Below are 14,999 nucleotides of genomic sequence, written 5' to 3' on the forward strand. Positions count from 1 at the left end.
TGGCATGAGTAAAATTGCAATTAATTTCTTTACAGAGGATTTGGCATACACATTAAAACATAAAACACGAATTAGAAAATGGCTTAATGAGGTTATCCAGCAGGAGGATCATCAGTTGGAAGAACTTAATTTCATTCTTTGCTCAGACGAGTATTTACTTCGTATAAACCAACAATATCTTGCTCATGACACCTATACCGATGTCATTACTTTTGATCACTCAGAAGCCCTTAAAATGATTGCCGGGGATATTTTTATCAGCTTTGACAGAATAAAAGATAATGCAAAGGAATTTGGCAGTTCTGTTTTGCAGGAACTCTACCGAGTAATGGTACATGGAACTTTACATCTACTTGGTTACCAGGACAAATCAAAATTATCAAAAAGGAAAATGACAGAGAAGGAAGATCACTTTCTGTCTCTTTTAAAAACCATATAATTCACTGAATTACCTATTGCTTCTTTTAACTTATTAAAAGAAACAATAGCCCTTGTCTTTGTTTGACATATGTCAAGTCTTTCTCTGTTGCACTGTGCTTTAATGTCTTTCAAAAGAATTATTGATTACTTTTGTAATAATTTCTTAACTGACAAATCGTTAAAAGTATAAATTGAGCACACTAATTGCAGCTGAAGGCCTTGGTCATGCATATCATGATGAATGGCTGTTTAAAAATCTAACCCTTGGTATCCAAACTGGCCAGCGCGTAGCACTGGTTGGGATTAATGGTGCAGGTAAAAGTACATTACTAAAATTGCTGGCCGAGCGTTTTGCTCCGCTTGAAGGTAAAATTGTAAAAAATAAATCTGTAAAAATCGGATTTCTTGATCAGGAACCCTCTTTTCCAGATGGTTATAGTATCAGTGATTTTATTTTTTCCCTTGAAAATAAACAACAACAACTGATTAAAGAATACGAAGAGTTAATTGAAGAGCCGAATCCCGATGAGAAAAGATTAAATCGTCTGTACGAAGAATTAAGCGAACACAACGCCTGGGAGTATGAGCACGAGATCAAAACCATTTTGAGTCGTATGGGCATTAATCATCTTCAGCAGAAAATATCGACCTTATCAGGTGGACAAAAAAAACGTCTTGCTCTTGCTAAACTTCTGATAGAGGATCCTGAAATTTACGTTCTGGACGAGCCCACCAACCACTTGGATATTGACACGATAGAGTGGCTTGAAAAACTCCTTACCTCTGGAAACAAAACCATATTACTTGTTACCCACGACCGGTACTTTTTAGATAATGTATGTAATACAATTGTAGAGCTTGACAGAGGCAAAATTTATAATTACAATGGCAACTACGCATACTTCCTTGAAAAAAAATCTGAAAGGGAGGCAGCAGATGAAAGTACCTTTCAAAAAAATAAAAACCTTTTAAAAAAGGAATTAGAGTGGATAAGACGCATGCCACAGGCAAGAACGACTAAATCTCAGTCCAGAATAGATGCATTTTATGACTTGGAGGCCAAAACAAAACAAAGAACTGATAACCAAACAGTTACATTAAATGTTAAAATGGCCCGTCAGGGCAATAAAATATTGGAACTGGAGCATGTTGGTCAATCCTTTGATGAAAAGAAAATTATTAATGATTTCAGTTATACTTTCAAAAAAGCAGATCGCATTGGACTAGCAGGAAAGAACGGGACTGGCAAGTCAACATTTTTAAATCTCATTACCGGAAATCTTGTTCCTGAAAAAGGAACCATAAGTACAGGAGAGACTACAGTATATGGTTATTATAAACAAGGAGGTCTTAGTTTTAATGAAAAGGAAAGAGTAATCGATATTGTAAAATCAGATGCCGAGTATATTAAAATGGCGGATGGCTCCACAATCTCAGCATCACAACTTTTAACCCTCTTTTTATTTCCACCAAAAAAACAACATGGAATGGTGGAAAAATTAAGTGGTGGGGAAAAGAAAAGATTGCACTTAATGAAAGTGCTTATGCAGAATCCAAACTTCCTGATATTGGACGAGCCAACCAACGATCTTGATATTGATACATTAAATGTACTTGAAGAATTTTTAGAAAATTTTCCAGGAGTATTGATTCTTGTTTCCCATGATAGGTACTTGCTAGACAAAATGAGTGAACAGTTATTCATCATGGAGGGAAATGGAGAAGTAACCATCTACAACGGTAATTATTCTGAATACAGAATTAGCTTGGAAACAGAAAAAGTAAAAGAAACTAAGTCTTCGAAGACAGAAATCCCCGCTCCTGCTCCAACCACTTTAAATAAAAAATTAACTTACAAAGAACAAAAAGAATTGGATGAAGCAGAACTAAAAATGGCAGAACTTGAAGATAAAATTAAATCCCTTACTGCTTCTTTATTAACCATTGAAAGCGCTGATTACCTAAAAATGCAAACCATAACTAAAGAGATTGAATCTTACCAAAACAGTTTAGATCAGGTTATGGAAAAATGGATGGCGTTATCAGAAAAATTAAACTAAGCTCTATTCTGCTTTCCTGACAAGAATAATGAATATTAAAAACAACCACTTCAATGAAAACATCAGACATCGTAGCCACTATTGGAGTTAGCATTTTGCTCATTGCTTTTTTTCTTCAAACCTTAAAAGTGATCCGTTCAGAAAGCAATACTTATGGCTTGTTAAATCTGATGGGTGCCGCAGTAGCTGGATATTCTTCATGGATGATTGGATTTTTCCCCTTCGTTGTTTTAGAAGCTGTGTGGTGTGGTGTAGCTATTTTAAGTCTGATAAAGAATTTTAAAACTAAACGTTCCACGTGAAACATAAGGCCCGAAAGAAACACTTTTATAAGAGTTGTTTCACGTGGAACATTAAACAAATAACACAATATGTTTAAAGAATATGATGTAATTGTTGTTGGTGCGGGACATGCCGGTTGCGAAGCAGCAGCAGCAGCAGGAAATCTTGGCTCCTCTGTCCTACTCATTACAATGAATATGGAAACCATTGCACAAATGAGTTGCAATCCGGCAATGGGTGGGGTGGCAAAAGGACAAATTGTAAGAGAAATCGATGCAATGGGTGGTTACTCCGGTATCATCGCAGATAAAACTACTCTTCAATTCCGCATGCTCAATCTATCCAAAGGGCCAGCTATGTGGAGTCCAAGAGCTCAGAACGATAGAAAAAGATTTGCTGAAGAATGGAGACTGGCTCTTGAAAAGACACCAAACGTAGATTTTTGGCAGGACATGGTCAGTAGCCTATTGATTAAAGACAACAGAGTAATCGGCGTAAAAACTTCTATTGGTGTAGAGATAAAAGCTAAATCAGTTGTTCTAACAAACGGAACATTTTTAAATGGTCAAATCCATATTGGAGAGAAAAAATTTGGTGGTGGACGGACGGGGGAAAAATCAGCAACCGGACTCACGGAACAATTGGTATCACTGGGTTTTGAAGCCGGAAGAATGAAAACAGGTACCCCTCCCCGTATTGATGGCCGTTCATTAAATTATAGTTTAATGGAAGAACAATGGGGAGATGATGATCCAGGGAGATTCTCTTATACCAATGTAACCAGACCTACTGAACAACGTTGCTGCTGGATTACTTATACCAATCTTAATGTTCACGAAACATTAAAAGAAGGTTTTGAAAAATCACCCATGTTCACTGGCAGGATTAAAGGTCTTGGTCCCCGTTATTGCCCATCTATTGAAGATAAAATAAATCGTTTCGCTGAACGAGAAAGACATCAGATCTTTGTTGAACCAGAAGGCTTCAATACCTGCGAAATCTATGTAAATGGTTTCTCTACATCACTCCCGGAAGATGTACAATACCGTGCTTTGACACAGATTCCTGGCTTCGAAAATGCAAAAATGTTTAGACCAGGTTATGCGATAGAATACGATTACTTTCCTCCTACCCAACTTACATTAACCTTAGAGACAAAAAGAATTAGTCATCTCTTTTTTGCAGGTCAAATAAATGGGACAACCGGATACGAAGAAGCTGCTAGTCAAGGCTTTATAGCCGGAATAAATGCTCATCAAAAGGTAAAAGAACTCGATGAACTGATCATGAGAAGATCCGAATCTTATATTGGTGTATTGATTGACGATCTGGTTACAAAAGGCACAGACGAACCATATAGAATGTTTACTTCCCGGGCAGAACACCGTTTACTATTAAGACAGGATAACGCTGATATTCGCCTCTCTCCTATTGGTTACAAATTAGGTTTGATCAATGAGGAACGTATGAACTTGGTTAAACAAAAAATCAATGACTCAGATTCAATTGTTTCTTTTACAAAAAAGGAAGGTATAGAAATGTCTGCAGTAAATCCATTGCTCGAAAATTTGGGAACAAGCCCACTACAACAAAATGTAAAACTGTTCAGTATTTTGAGTCGTCCGCAAGTCGGATTGCAAGATCTAAGAAAAGTTAGTCCCTCTCTTGATCAATTGTTAAGTAACCATTCTAAAGACACTGTCGAACAATCCGAAATCAAAATTAAGTATGAAAGTTATTTCGAGAAAGAACAAGAAATTGTAAATAAAATGCAAAAGATGGAGGATAAAGATATCAATCCAGATTTTGACTATTCACAATTACTTTCCTTATCAAAAGAAGCCCGTGAAAAATTACTGAAAATAAAACCTCGCACTTTAGGACAAGCATCCAGAATTTCTGGCGTTTCACCTTCAGACATTTCGGTTTTAATGGTTCATATAAGTAAATAGGACATAAACAACTTATAATCAACTAATTACATTAAATTTAACTATATTTAAAAACAGCTTTATTTAAACGGTTATAAGCAAGTAAAAAAAAATCCGAGACATATTTATCATAATTATAAAAAAATCAAATACAGGGCTTAAAAATGACCAATAAAAGCATTTATAGAATAATCTCGATTTATTTCATCCTGATTTTAGGCATTTCAATATTTTCCGGCTGTGGAACACCTGGTCAACTTACCGGAGGGCCAAAAGATACCAAACCTCCCAAAATATTAAAAATGGAGCCCAAGGATTTGAGTACAAATTTTAAGGCAAAAAAAGTTGTTATCACTTTTGATGAATATTTCAAATTACAAAATGAATCAAAAGAATTCTCAGTGTCGCCTGAAATGGAAAAACAACCTTTACTGAAAGTAAAAAAGAAGAGCCTGGAAATCTCCTTCCCTGACAGTCTGGAAAAAAATACGACCTATACATTAAATTTTGGAAAATCAATAGCCGACATCAATGAGGGTAACATTATTAAAAATCTCACCTATGTATTCTCAACCGGTCCTAAACTGGACTCCTTAAGCATCAGTGGAAAAATAACTGAAGCATTAACGGGGAAACCTGTTCTTGACGCCATTGTAATGATTTTTCCTTTAAATAGAGATACCTTATTTGGAAAAAAAAGGCCTTCAATTTATACAACAACGGATAGCAGCGGAAACTATACCTTACGTAACTTAAGAAAAGGTCTTTATAAAGCCTATACCATTAAAGAACAAAACGGAGACAAAATATATCAGCAAACCTCTGACGAGGTTGGTTTTATTAGAGATACTATTAATCTCAATAGTAGCCTTAAAGATCTCAATATGGTCACTTTCAAAGAATTGGCAAGTTCATTTAGAATTATCGACAGAAAATTAAATACAGATGGAAGTATTTTTATGACCTTCAATCAAAAACTTAAAAAGCCAAATATTACTATTACCGAACCCAGCGCTATTGACGCTTCCAAACTTGTTAAATTCAGTGCGCACAATGATTCTGTAAAAATTTGGCTCAAGGATTTAAGCTTTGATTCTACTAAGGTAAGTATCACAGAAGACGACAAACTATTGCAATCCGTTAAATTCACGAGAGGTAAAAAAGAAACCTATACAAGAAATTTAGTCCCATCCGATAATCTTGAAGGTAATCTATTGAATCCAAACAGGCCTTTTAAAATTTCCTTTCCCCTTCCAGTAGAGAGCATAGATCCCAGTAAAATAACCTTACTTGAAGATTCTATCCCTAAAAATGGTTTGAAACTTCAAAAAGACAGCACAGACCTTCTTTCGGTTCTCATAAAATACCCCTGGTTACCCAAAAGCATTTATGAAATAAAATTTTCCGCAGGGGCATTCACCAGCATTTTTAATGCAAAAAATAAGGAATTCACAAAAAAATTTGAGCTTGCTAACAAAGACAATTATGGTACACTTCAACTCAAAGTAAAAACTCCTGAATCTGGAAAACAGTATATACTTCAGGTCATAGATGATAAAAAAAATATCATCAACCAAAATATTGTAAAATCGGATACAACACTAAAATTCGCCAACTACAGAGCTGGCATCTATTACTTAAGAATTTTATACGATACCAATAAAAATGGCATCTGGGATACTGGAAATGTAAAGCTTGGAATACAGCCTGAAAAAGCCTATAATGAGCCTAAAGAACTATCTATTAAAGCAAATTGGGATAGAAATGAAGACATTACCATCCCAAAAATGCCTTGATTTATCTGAACCAGTCAGAATACAAAATATAATTATCAGGTAATTTATTAAGTAAAGCCCTTTGCTGTTCAGTAATGGGCTTTATTTTTTTTGCTGGTGTACCCCCGTAAATATAACCGCTTTCACAATAGGTATTTTCTAACACCACAGCACCTGCAGCAATGATACAATATTCTTCAACAACAGCATGATCCATAACTATTGCTCCCATTCCAATCAGCACATTATCTTTAATCAAACATCCGTGAACTATGGCATTATGTCCCACCGAAACCCTGTTTCCAATTGTTGTAGAAGCTTTTAAATAAGTAGCATGAATAACAGCTCCATCTTGGATATTTGTCTCGTTCCCAATCGCAATAGAATTAACATCTCCCCTTATAACTGCATTAAACCAAACTGAACAATCATTACCGATTGTTACATCCCCCACAATGGTTGCATTAGGAGCTATAAAACAATTTCCACCCCAGTCGGGGCTTTTACCTTTAACGGGCAATACTGTAGCCATCTTTTTTTCTTTAAAATATAGTATCTGTTAATTTATTTGCATGTTCAGGGTAGTCTGTTGTATAATGGAGCCCCCTGCTTTCTTTCCTGGTCATAGCCGATTTTATAACAATATAGGCTACCTGAATTACATTTCGAAGCTCACATAATTTAACTGATACCTTGTTTTTTCTATAAAATTCTTCTGTTTCTTCAAACAACAAATACAATCTTCGCATTGCCCTGTCTAATCTAAAATCAGAACGGACTATTCCTACATAATCACTCATCAGCTTTTGTGTTTCTCTTAAATTATGCGTGACCAATATATCTTCATTAGATTGCGTTACTCCATGTTCATTCCAATCCGGTATATGATCTGGAATAACATTATTCTTAAACTGCTGAATGGCGTCCAGATAAATTCTGTGTGCAAAAACAGGGGCTTCCAGAAGGGAATTAGAAGCCAGTCTGTTTGCCCCATGTAAACCTGTAGAAGAGCATTCTCCACAAGCGTATAAATTTTTTATAGATGACCTTCCAAACTCATCAACAAGAATCCCTCCACACATATAATGTGCTGCCGGTGTTACCGGTATAAGGTCTTTAGTCATGTCGATACCAATTGATAAACATTTTGCATAAATATTTGGAAAATGACTTAGAATATCAGACTTTTTTCTGTTCGTAATATCAAGATAAACAAAATCTTCGCCTGATTTTTTCATTTCCGAATCTATTGCCCTGGCTACAATATCCCGCGGTGCCAATGAACCTCGGCTGTCATACTCATACATAAACTCTTCACCATTTTTTCTTCTAAGCACACCGCCAAACCCTCGAACAGCCTCTGAAATGAGAAAGGCAGGATATTCTCCCGGATGATATAATGCTGTAGGATGAAACTGAATAAACTCCATATTCCGTACCTTTCCCTTTGCCCGGTAAACCATTGCCATTCCATCACCTGTAGCAATAATAGGATTAGTGGTACTTGAATAAACATGTCCTGCCCCTCCTGAAGCCATGATAGTCACACTAGCCAAGATTTTTTCCACATCATTACGTTCTGTATTAAAGGCATATACACCAAAACAGTTAATATCTTTGGTGCTCTTATCCACAAACTCTCCCAGATGGTGCTGGGTTATCAACTCTAAACAGAAGTAATGTGTTAATATCTCTATGTTTTCATTTTCATGGATCTGCCTTAACAAGACACTTTCTATTTCATAACCTGTAACATCCTTATAATGTAAAACACGGTGTTCAGAATGTCCTCCCTCCTTTGCCAGATCATAAACACCGGCATTGTCCTTATCGAAATTAATACCATAATCTATAATCTCCTGAATCCGTTGAGGCCCCTCTTTTACAACTATTTCCACTATTTTCTGATCACATAAACCATCACCAGCTACCAATGTGTCTTCTATATGTTTATCAAAAGAATCGTCCTTATCCACCACAACAGCAACTCCACCTTGTGCGTATTTAGTATTGGATTCATCTTCATTAGATTTTGTAATAATTAAAACTTTCCCATGTTTTGCTGCTTTCAAAGCAAAACTTAAACCGGCAATACCCGAGCCTATAACTAAAAAATCGACCTTTTTCATTGAATTGAGCTAATTCTCCCTCTCTTTGTTAACAACCATCTAAGAATTGTTAATTTCTTGTATAAATAAATAGAACAAATATTTTTGAATGTTTAAAGCTAAAGTAAAAACCCATTTCAACACAATATTTTCAGTTATTTTTAAGCAGCTATCTACAGCTTATCAACTTTTTTCAATAGCCATAAAAATGAACATATTCCTATTGATAAGTTTTTGGGATAAATAATATCTAATTGTTAATCAGTCCCTATTTATAAAAAAAAATCAATTCATCTGTGGATAACTATATAACAACTCAAATAATTGCACTGAAAAAAACTTTTTATTAACAATACCAACATGCTAATAAACAATAGAAGATCTATAAATATTAAATAATTATAATTTATTGAAGTGTTGAAAGCTACGTATCTTTACAAAAGTTCCACTGAAAGAAAATTGTATAGGCCAGATGATTTTAAAAACAAATTAGAGCCCTTTAGGTTGCGATATTTAAAAGGAGGACCTTGTTAAATGATCAATATCGTAATCTAAAGCAGTCAAATAATTTTAGTGTTGTTACTTTTAATAATTTTAAGAAAAAAAATACTTTATTAATTAAATAAAATATACTTTGATGAAAGCAGATGTTTTAGAGGAATTAAATATCAAAGGATTTGTAGAAGAAACAATTGATCCTAGCCTGGATCTTTTTGAAGAAATTGCAAAATTAAAGAAAGAAAAAAATGCTATAATTCTAGCACATTATTATCAAGATCCTGATATTCAAGATATTGCTGATTATATTGGTGATAGTCTTGGTTTATCACAAGAAGCAGCAAAGACAGAAGCAGACATAATTGTATTCGCAGGAGTACATTTTATGGCAGAAACCGCAAAGATATTGTCTCCAGAAAAGAAGGTACTTTTACCAGATTTGAAGGCGGGATGCTCCTTGGCCGACAGTTGTCCACCGCATTTGTTTAAAAAATTTAAAGAAAAATATCCGGATCATTTGGTTATTACCTATGTAAATTGTACGGCAGAACTTAAAGCTTTAAGTGATATCGTTTGTACTTCTACTAATGCTGTGCAGATTGTGGAAAGCCTGCCAAAGGATCAAAAGATTATTTTTGGTCCGGATAAAAATCTTGGTGCCTGGGTGGCTAAAAAAACCGGAAGGGATCTTGTTTTATGGAACGGAGCTTGTATGGTCCATGAAATTTTTTCAAGGGAAAAAATAACTAAATTGAAGGAAAGACATCCGAATGCAAAGTTTATTGCGCATCCCGAATGTGAAGATGCGGTTTTGCAAATGGCTGATTATATTGGTTCTACAACCGGTTTGCTTAAATATTCTATAAATAGTGATGCCACCGAATTTATTGTTGCAACAGAAAGTGGGATCATTCATCAGATGGAAAAAGCTAATCCTCATAAGACTTTTATCCCTGCCCCTCCAAACAATAGTTGTGCCTGTAACGATTGTGCTTATATGAAAAGAAATACTTTGGAGAAGCTTTATTTGTGTATGAAAAATGGCTTACCGGAAGTTAATGTGCCGACAGAAATTATCGAACAAGCGAGGAAACCTATAGAAAGAATGCTGGAAATTTCGGCTAAATTAGGATTATAAAGGTTGTTGATAACCTGTTAATTGATTAAAAAACAATAAGATAATGTTTGAAAATAAAGAACGGACCGATCTGGGAAAGTTAGGAGAATTTGGTCTGATAAAGCACCTGACTTCACACTTTAAAATACAGCATGAAAGTAGTATAAAAGGTATTGGAGATGATGCTGCTGTATTAAATTTTAAAAATAAACAGGTATTGATTTCCACAGACTTGCTGTTGGAAGGTATACATTTTGATCTTTCTTATGTGCCTTTGATGCACCTGGGCTATAAAGCTGTCCAGGTGAATTTGAGTGATATTTATGCAATGAATGGTGTGGCCACTCAAATCACTGTGTCAATAGGTTTATCCAGTAAGTTTCCATTAGAAGCTGTAGAAGAAATTTATAAAGGAATCGAACTTGCCTGTAATAAATTTAACATTGACCTGATTGGAGGGGATACTTCTTCCAGTAAACAAGGATTGGTGATCAGTGTAACCAGTATTGGCTATGCAGATAAGAAGGAAGTTTGTTATAGGAACGGGGCCCAGGAAGGAGATCTTTTATGTGTGTCAGGAGATCTTGGTGGTGCCTATGTTGGTTTGCAAATCCTGGAAAGAGAAAAACAGATTTTTATCGAAAATCCACAGATTCAGCCGGATCTGGAAGGAAAGGATTATATTATAGAAAGGCAATTGAAACCGGAAGGGAGGCGTGATATTGTAGATCTTTTGGCACAAATGAAGATCAAACCGACTGCTATGATTGATGTTTCAGATGGATTGGCTTCTGAAATATTACACATTTGTCAACAGTCTGAGGTTGGATGTACCATATATGAAGATAAGTTGCCTATTGATCCGATGACTTATGAAACAGGAAGGGAGCTGGGACTTGACCCTACGGTTTGTGCGCTAAATGGTGGCGAGGATTATGAATTGTTATTTACGATTAAACAATCAGATTACGATAAGCTTAAAAACGATGTGGACATTACTGTTATCGGTCATATGACCGATAAAAATTCCGGATGTAAAATGATATCCAAATCAAATGTAGTTCATGAGCTAAAAGCACAGGGCTGGAATGCTTTTTAACTATAAATGCTCTTCTTCACTTAACGCTGGGTCCAAAAATCGAGGATCAATTTGTTTATTGGTTTTTGCACCCAGTTTTTTTATCTTCTCAGAAATGTTTGACAAATTTCCAGCCCCTGTGGAGAGTTTATTTATAGCTTTGTCATATGCGTCCTGGCTTTGTCTAATATTGCGACCTATGGACTCCATATCGCTTAAAAAACCAACAAACTTATCATACATGCTTCCACTCAACCTTGCTATTTCTAAAACATTTCGATTTTGACGTTCCTGTTTCCAAATACTTGCAATGGTTCTTAATGTAGCCAGTAAAGTCGAGGGACTTACAATAACGATTTTCCGGTCCCAGGCATAATTAAATAAATCTGCATCACTTTGGACAGCCTGTCCGAAGGAAGATTCTATCGGAATGAAAAGCAGTACAAAATCAGGAGCATTAATTTGATAGAGATCCTGGTAATTTTTATTGCTAAGGCCTTGTATATGTGCTTTAATAGAAAGAATATGCTGCTTGAGGTAATTTTCTTTTTCTTCTTCTGTTTCTGCATTTACAAAACGTTCGTAGGCCACCAGAGATACTTTTGCATCTACAACAAGGTGCTTGTGATCAGGAAGGTCAATTAAAACATCAGGTTGCAAACGCGAACCTTCGGAAGAAGTAAAAGAAGATTGAATGCGGTATTCCCTATCCTTTTGTAAACCGGAACGTTCCAGTACTTTTTCCAAGATTACCTCTCCCCAGTTTCCCTGTCTTTTACTGTCACCTTTTAAAGCTTTTGTAAGGTTTACAGCATCAGTCTGAATCTGTTTGCTTTGGACCATAAGTTCAGAAATTACGCCTTTAAGGGTATTTCGCTCATCAGATTCCGACTTATAAACTTTTTCTACTTTATCTTCAAAAGCTTTAATATTTTCTTTTAGGGGATTTAAAATAAGATCGAGGTTTAACTTATTCTGCTCTGTAAATTTGAATGTTTTTTCTTCCAGTATTTTGTTGGCTATATTTTCAAATTCCAGTCTGAATCTGTCCTGTAATTCTATAATGTATTTCTCCTGTTCAATTTGTCTTTCCTGCTGTATTTTAAGGTTTTCTTCTGTTTTTATAAGTTTGGTCCGTTCCGCTATAAAAACATTCCGCAAATCAGCTAATTCATCTTCTTTTGCTGTTTTCTCCTCTTTTAACCATGCAATAGCTTTTTCGTGTTCAGCTTCTTTAAGTTGAAGCAACCGATCAGATGGTTTTCTCAAAAATAGGACAACGAAACCCAATATAATTAAGATAAGCAGGATGATTATAATAATTTCCATTTACTAATATTTTTATCAAAAATGAGTATTAATGATCTTTATAACAAATTAATTAGTAAATAAAGGCCGAACTAAATGCTTTTCAAAAGAAATTCTGCCGCTTCTGTACCCGTTTGAGTTCCCATTGCTACACCCATACCATTACATCTTACTGCGCAGAAAACGTTTGGTTTAAGCATTTTAATGATTGGTGTAATTTGCTTTCCAAAAGCCATTATGCCGCTCCAGCTGTAATCGATGACATAACTGCTATTAGGGAGTATTACCTCGTGCAGCAATTTTTTTAGGGATTCCATAACGATAGGGGTCGTTCCAAAATTGCTCGTTTGTTCCATTTCAAAATCAAGGTGACGCCCACCTCCAATTAATAGCCTGTTATCAATATTTCTGAAATAATAGTATCCGCGGTCATAATGAAAAGTTCCATTGATTTTTAGATTTTTAATGGGTTGTGTAATGAGAACTTGACCCCTTCCTGGAACCAGATCCAAGTCTGGAAAGTAATCTTTTATAAATGCATTTGTTGTCAGCAGGATACGTTTGGCTTTAAACTGGCCCTGATTGCTGGACACTTTTTGAAATTTATGTTCAGGTAGAATATGATGAACATCACAGTTATTGTAAATATAAATACCCATGGCAGTTGCCTTGTTTATTAACGCTTTCATCATTTTTCCAGTATCTATTTGGGCCTCAAAACGGTTTTCTATTAACGTCTGTATGTTATTAAAGCTAAAGCTGGAAATTTTTTCATCTGCTATTTTAAAGCTATTTTGATTCTTAAATATATCGTGAAGCAATAAATTAAAGTGATCGATTTTAGCTACACATTGATCCCTAAGCGTGCTGTCCTGGGGACTAAAAAGTTCGTAACCACCCAGATTAGAATAAGAAATTGCCCGGTCACTGAGCCAATTTCTAAGTTTAAGCAGGCCATTCCATCTTTTTTCTATCAATGAGTGTAGGCCCTCAGTACCTACATTTTTCTCTTGTTCTATGAGTTCTGATATGCTACCAAAACAGGCAAACCCTGCATTTTTTGTGCTTGCACCTGAGGGTAAAAAACCTCGTTCAAGTATGGCTACACTTAGGTTTGGGGCTTTATTTTTTAAGGTAATTGCTGCACTTAAACCAAGTATTCCACTTCCAATAATTAGGACATCATAATTAAAGAAGCTTTCTTTTTCCCAATAGGATAAATTAGAATTTGTCATCATTTAAATTTACTAAAATTTAGAAAGCGAAAGAAAGGGAACACTTTTTGATTAAGTTCTGTTGAAAAACATACCCGGAAATGGAAACGTATTTAATAGCAATATTAATCATGCTTGTAATCAGCATGTTTGTGCAGTGGATATTTAGAAATAAGTTTTCCAGATATGCTGAAATGCAGTTGAATTCAGGCTTGTCTGGAAAAGAAGTAGCCGAAAAAATGCTTCATGATTATGGCATTTATGATGTTAAAGTGATGAGTACAGAGGGCCAGTTGTCCGATCATTATAATCCTTCAGACAAAACAGTTAATTTAAGTACAGATGTATATCACGGAAGAAGTGTTGCAGCAGCGGCAGTTGCCGCACATGAATGTGGACATGCCGTCCAGCATTCAAAGGCCTATCACTGGCTGGAATTCAGATCCAATATGGTTCCTGTGGTAAGTATTTCCTCCAATTTGCTTCAATGGGTATTGATTATAGGTGTCCTACTGATTGGTTTTACAGGAAACCCCATTGTCCTTGGAATTGGTGTAGCAGGGTTGTTATTGATTACCATATTTAGTTTTATAACGTTACCAGTAGAATTTGATGCCAGTAAAAGAGCATTATTATGGCTTAAAACGAATGACCATATCATGAATACCGGAGAGGAAAACAGACAGGCAAAAGATGCCCTTTGGTGGGCTGCAATGACATATGTTGTTGCGGCACTAGGAGCTTTGGCCAATTTAATCTATTATACCTCCATGCTGTTTGGAAGGAATAGAAATTAATTTAAACGGTAAGGTGCGATCAGCTGAAATTCAGGAATATCAACTATAAAGTCTGTATCCATAGCTATGCGGGACATAGAATAATAGCCTTTCATGCTTCCAATTTCGGTAGAAAGCTGACAGCCCGAAACATAAGAGTGACTATTTCCGGGCTCTATTATTGGCTGCTGACCTACTACTCCTTCGCCTTCTACCTCTCTTTCTGTACCATTTGAATCAAAAATATACCATTGACGCCTCTTCAATTGAATCGTGTAATCCGATAAATTTTCTACTTCTATGCGATAAGCGAACATAAACTGGTCTTTGGATGGATTGGAATATTCCTCCTGATACATGGTTTCTACCGAAATTTTTATGCCCTCTGTTATAGCTGTGACCATTTTAATAACATTTATGTTTTGATAATTT

Annotated in this window: 13 protein-coding genes; 8 read left to right on the forward strand and 5 right to left on the reverse strand. The window is 35.5% G+C overall.

Annotated features, from left to right (window positions below):
• Window positions 1-4: 4 nt before the first annotated feature.
• The 5 genes from ybeY (at window position 5) to B0O44_RS06395 (ending at window position 6,489) form a co-directional block, all read left to right on the forward strand.
• The gene (gene ybeY / locus B0O44_RS06375) at window positions 5-439 is read left to right on the forward strand and encodes an rRNA maturation RNase YbeY (protein ID WP_110828291.1); all 435 of its coding nucleotides are present in this window, start codon (window positions 5-7) and stop codon (window positions 437-439) included.
• 172 nt (window positions 440-611) lie between these two features.
• Window positions 612-2,480: an ABC-F family ATP-binding cassette domain-containing protein gene (locus tag B0O44_RS06380; RefSeq protein WP_110828293.1), complete on the forward strand. Its 1,869-nt coding sequence runs from the start codon at window positions 612-614 to the stop codon at window positions 2,478-2,480.
• Between the two features lie 53 nt (window positions 2,481-2,533).
• Window positions 2,534-2,782 carry a CBU_0592 family membrane protein gene (locus tag B0O44_RS06385; protein ID WP_110828295.1) on the forward strand — a complete coding sequence of 83 codons (249 nt, stop codon included), beginning with the start codon at window positions 2,534-2,536 and terminating at the stop codon, window positions 2,780-2,782.
• A gap of 69 nt (window positions 2,783-2,851) precedes the next feature.
• Window positions 2,852-4,714 (forward strand): tRNA uridine-5-carboxymethylaminomethyl(34) synthesis enzyme MnmG, encoded by a 1,863-nt coding sequence (gene mnmG / locus B0O44_RS06390; RefSeq protein WP_110828297.1) that lies wholly within the window; start codon window positions 2,852-2,854, stop codon window positions 4,712-4,714.
• Between the two features lie 143 nt (window positions 4,715-4,857).
• Window positions 4,858-6,489, forward strand: a complete 1,632-nt coding sequence (locus tag B0O44_RS06395) for an Ig-like domain-containing protein (RefSeq protein ID WP_110828299.1) — start codon at window positions 4,858-4,860, stop codon at window positions 6,487-6,489.
• 1 nt (window position 6,490) lies between these two features.
• On the opposite strand, the gene B0O44_RS06400 is transcribed toward B0O44_RS06395, so the two are convergent.
• A complete protein-coding gene (locus B0O44_RS06400) occupies window positions 6,491-7,000 on the reverse strand; it encodes a gamma carbonic anhydrase family protein (RefSeq protein ID WP_110828301.1) in 510 nt (169 codons plus the stop codon).
• A 10-nt stretch (window positions 7,001-7,010) separates the two neighbouring features.
• Window positions 7,011-8,597, reverse strand: coding sequence for an L-aspartate oxidase (gene nadB / locus B0O44_RS06405; RefSeq protein ID WP_110828303.1), 1,587 nt, complete (start codon window positions 8,595-8,597; stop codon window positions 7,011-7,013).
• Between the two features lie 616 nt (window positions 8,598-9,213).
• Here nadB and nadA point away from each other — a divergent pair.
• Both nadA and thiL read left to right on the forward strand, forming a co-directional pair.
• The gene (gene nadA, locus B0O44_RS06410) at window positions 9,214-10,212 is read left to right on the forward strand and encodes a quinolinate synthase NadA (RefSeq protein WP_110828305.1); all 999 of its coding nucleotides are present in this window, start codon (window positions 9,214-9,216) and stop codon (window positions 10,210-10,212) included.
• Window positions 10,213-10,255: 43 nt separating this feature from the next.
• Window positions 10,256-11,290 (forward strand): thiamine-phosphate kinase, encoded by a 1,035-nt coding sequence (gene thiL, locus B0O44_RS06415; protein WP_110828307.1) that lies wholly within the window; start codon window positions 10,256-10,258, stop codon window positions 11,288-11,290.
• On the opposite strand, the gene B0O44_RS06420 is transcribed toward thiL, so the two are convergent.
• Both B0O44_RS06420 and B0O44_RS06425 read right to left on the reverse strand, forming a co-directional pair.
• Window positions 11,291-12,598 (reverse strand): DNA recombination protein RmuC, encoded by a 1,308-nt coding sequence (locus B0O44_RS06420; RefSeq protein WP_110828309.1) that lies wholly within the window; start codon window positions 12,596-12,598, stop codon window positions 11,291-11,293. It abuts the gene before it with no gap.
• Window positions 12,599-12,669: 71 nt separating this feature from the next.
• Window positions 12,670-13,815 carry an NAD(P)/FAD-dependent oxidoreductase gene (locus tag B0O44_RS06425; RefSeq protein WP_245943609.1) on the reverse strand — a complete coding sequence of 382 codons (1,146 nt, stop codon included), beginning with the start codon at window positions 13,813-13,815 and terminating at the stop codon, window positions 12,670-12,672.
• Between the two features lie 77 nt (window positions 13,816-13,892).
• On the opposite strand from B0O44_RS06425, the gene B0O44_RS06430 reads away from it, so the two are divergent.
• Window positions 13,893-14,588 (forward strand): zinc metallopeptidase, encoded by a 696-nt coding sequence (locus B0O44_RS06430; protein ID WP_110828313.1) that lies wholly within the window; start codon window positions 13,893-13,895, stop codon window positions 14,586-14,588.
• On the opposite strand, the gene apaG is transcribed toward B0O44_RS06430, so the two are convergent.
• On the reverse strand, window positions 14,585-14,971 hold the full coding sequence (apaG, locus tag B0O44_RS06435) for a Co2+/Mg2+ efflux protein ApaG (protein WP_110828315.1): 387 nt from the start codon (window positions 14,969-14,971) through the stop codon (window positions 14,585-14,587). The two genes, B0O44_RS06430 and apaG, sit on opposite strands and share 4 nt — an antisense overlap.
• Between the last annotated feature and the right edge of the window lie 28 nt (window positions 14,972-14,999).

Source organism: Pedobacter nutrimenti (genome assembly GCF_003208655.1).
Lineage (GTDB): Bacteria > Bacteroidota > Bacteroidia > Sphingobacteriales > Sphingobacteriaceae > Pedobacter > Pedobacter nutrimenti.

Bases quoted from the DNA above. Each gene is read 5' to 3' on its own strand.
- ybeY (WP_110828291.1), top strand. From the start codon at position 5: ATGAGTAAAATTGCAATTAATTTCTTTACAGAGGATTTGGCATACACA.
- B0O44_RS06385 (WP_110828295.1), top strand. From the start codon at position 2,534: ATGAAAACATCAGACATCGTAGCCACTATTGGAGTTAGCATTTTGCTC.
- mnmG (WP_110828297.1), top strand. From the start codon at position 2,852: ATGTTTAAAGAATATGATGTAATTGTTGTTGGTGCGGGACATGCCGGT.
- B0O44_RS06395 (WP_110828299.1), top strand. From the start codon at position 4,858: ATGACCAATAAAAGCATTTATAGAATAATCTCGATTTATTTCATCCTG.
- B0O44_RS06400 (WP_110828301.1), bottom strand. From the start codon at position 7,000: ATGGCTACAGTATTGCCCGTTAAAGGTAAAAGCCCCGACTGGGGTGGA.
- nadB (WP_110828303.1), bottom strand. From the start codon at position 8,597: ATGAAAAAGGTCGATTTTTTAGTTATAGGCTCGGGTATTGCCGGTTTA.
- nadA (WP_110828305.1), top strand. From the start codon at position 9,214: ATGAAAGCAGATGTTTTAGAGGAATTAAATATCAAAGGATTTGTAGAA.
- thiL (WP_110828307.1), top strand. From the start codon at position 10,256: ATGTTTGAAAATAAAGAACGGACCGATCTGGGAAAGTTAGGAGAATTT.
- B0O44_RS06420 (WP_110828309.1), bottom strand. From the start codon at position 12,598: ATGGAAATTATTATAATCATCCTGCTTATCTTAATTATATTGGGTTTC.
- B0O44_RS06425 (WP_245943609.1), bottom strand. From the start codon at position 13,815: ATGATGACAAATTCTAATTTATCCTATTGGGAAAAAGAAAGCTTCTTT.
- B0O44_RS06430 (WP_110828313.1), top strand. From the start codon at position 13,893: ATGGAAACGTATTTAATAGCAATATTAATCATGCTTGTAATCAGCATG.
- apaG (WP_110828315.1), bottom strand. From the start codon at position 14,971: ATGGTCACAGCTATAACAGAGGGCATAAAAATTTCGGTAGAAACCATG.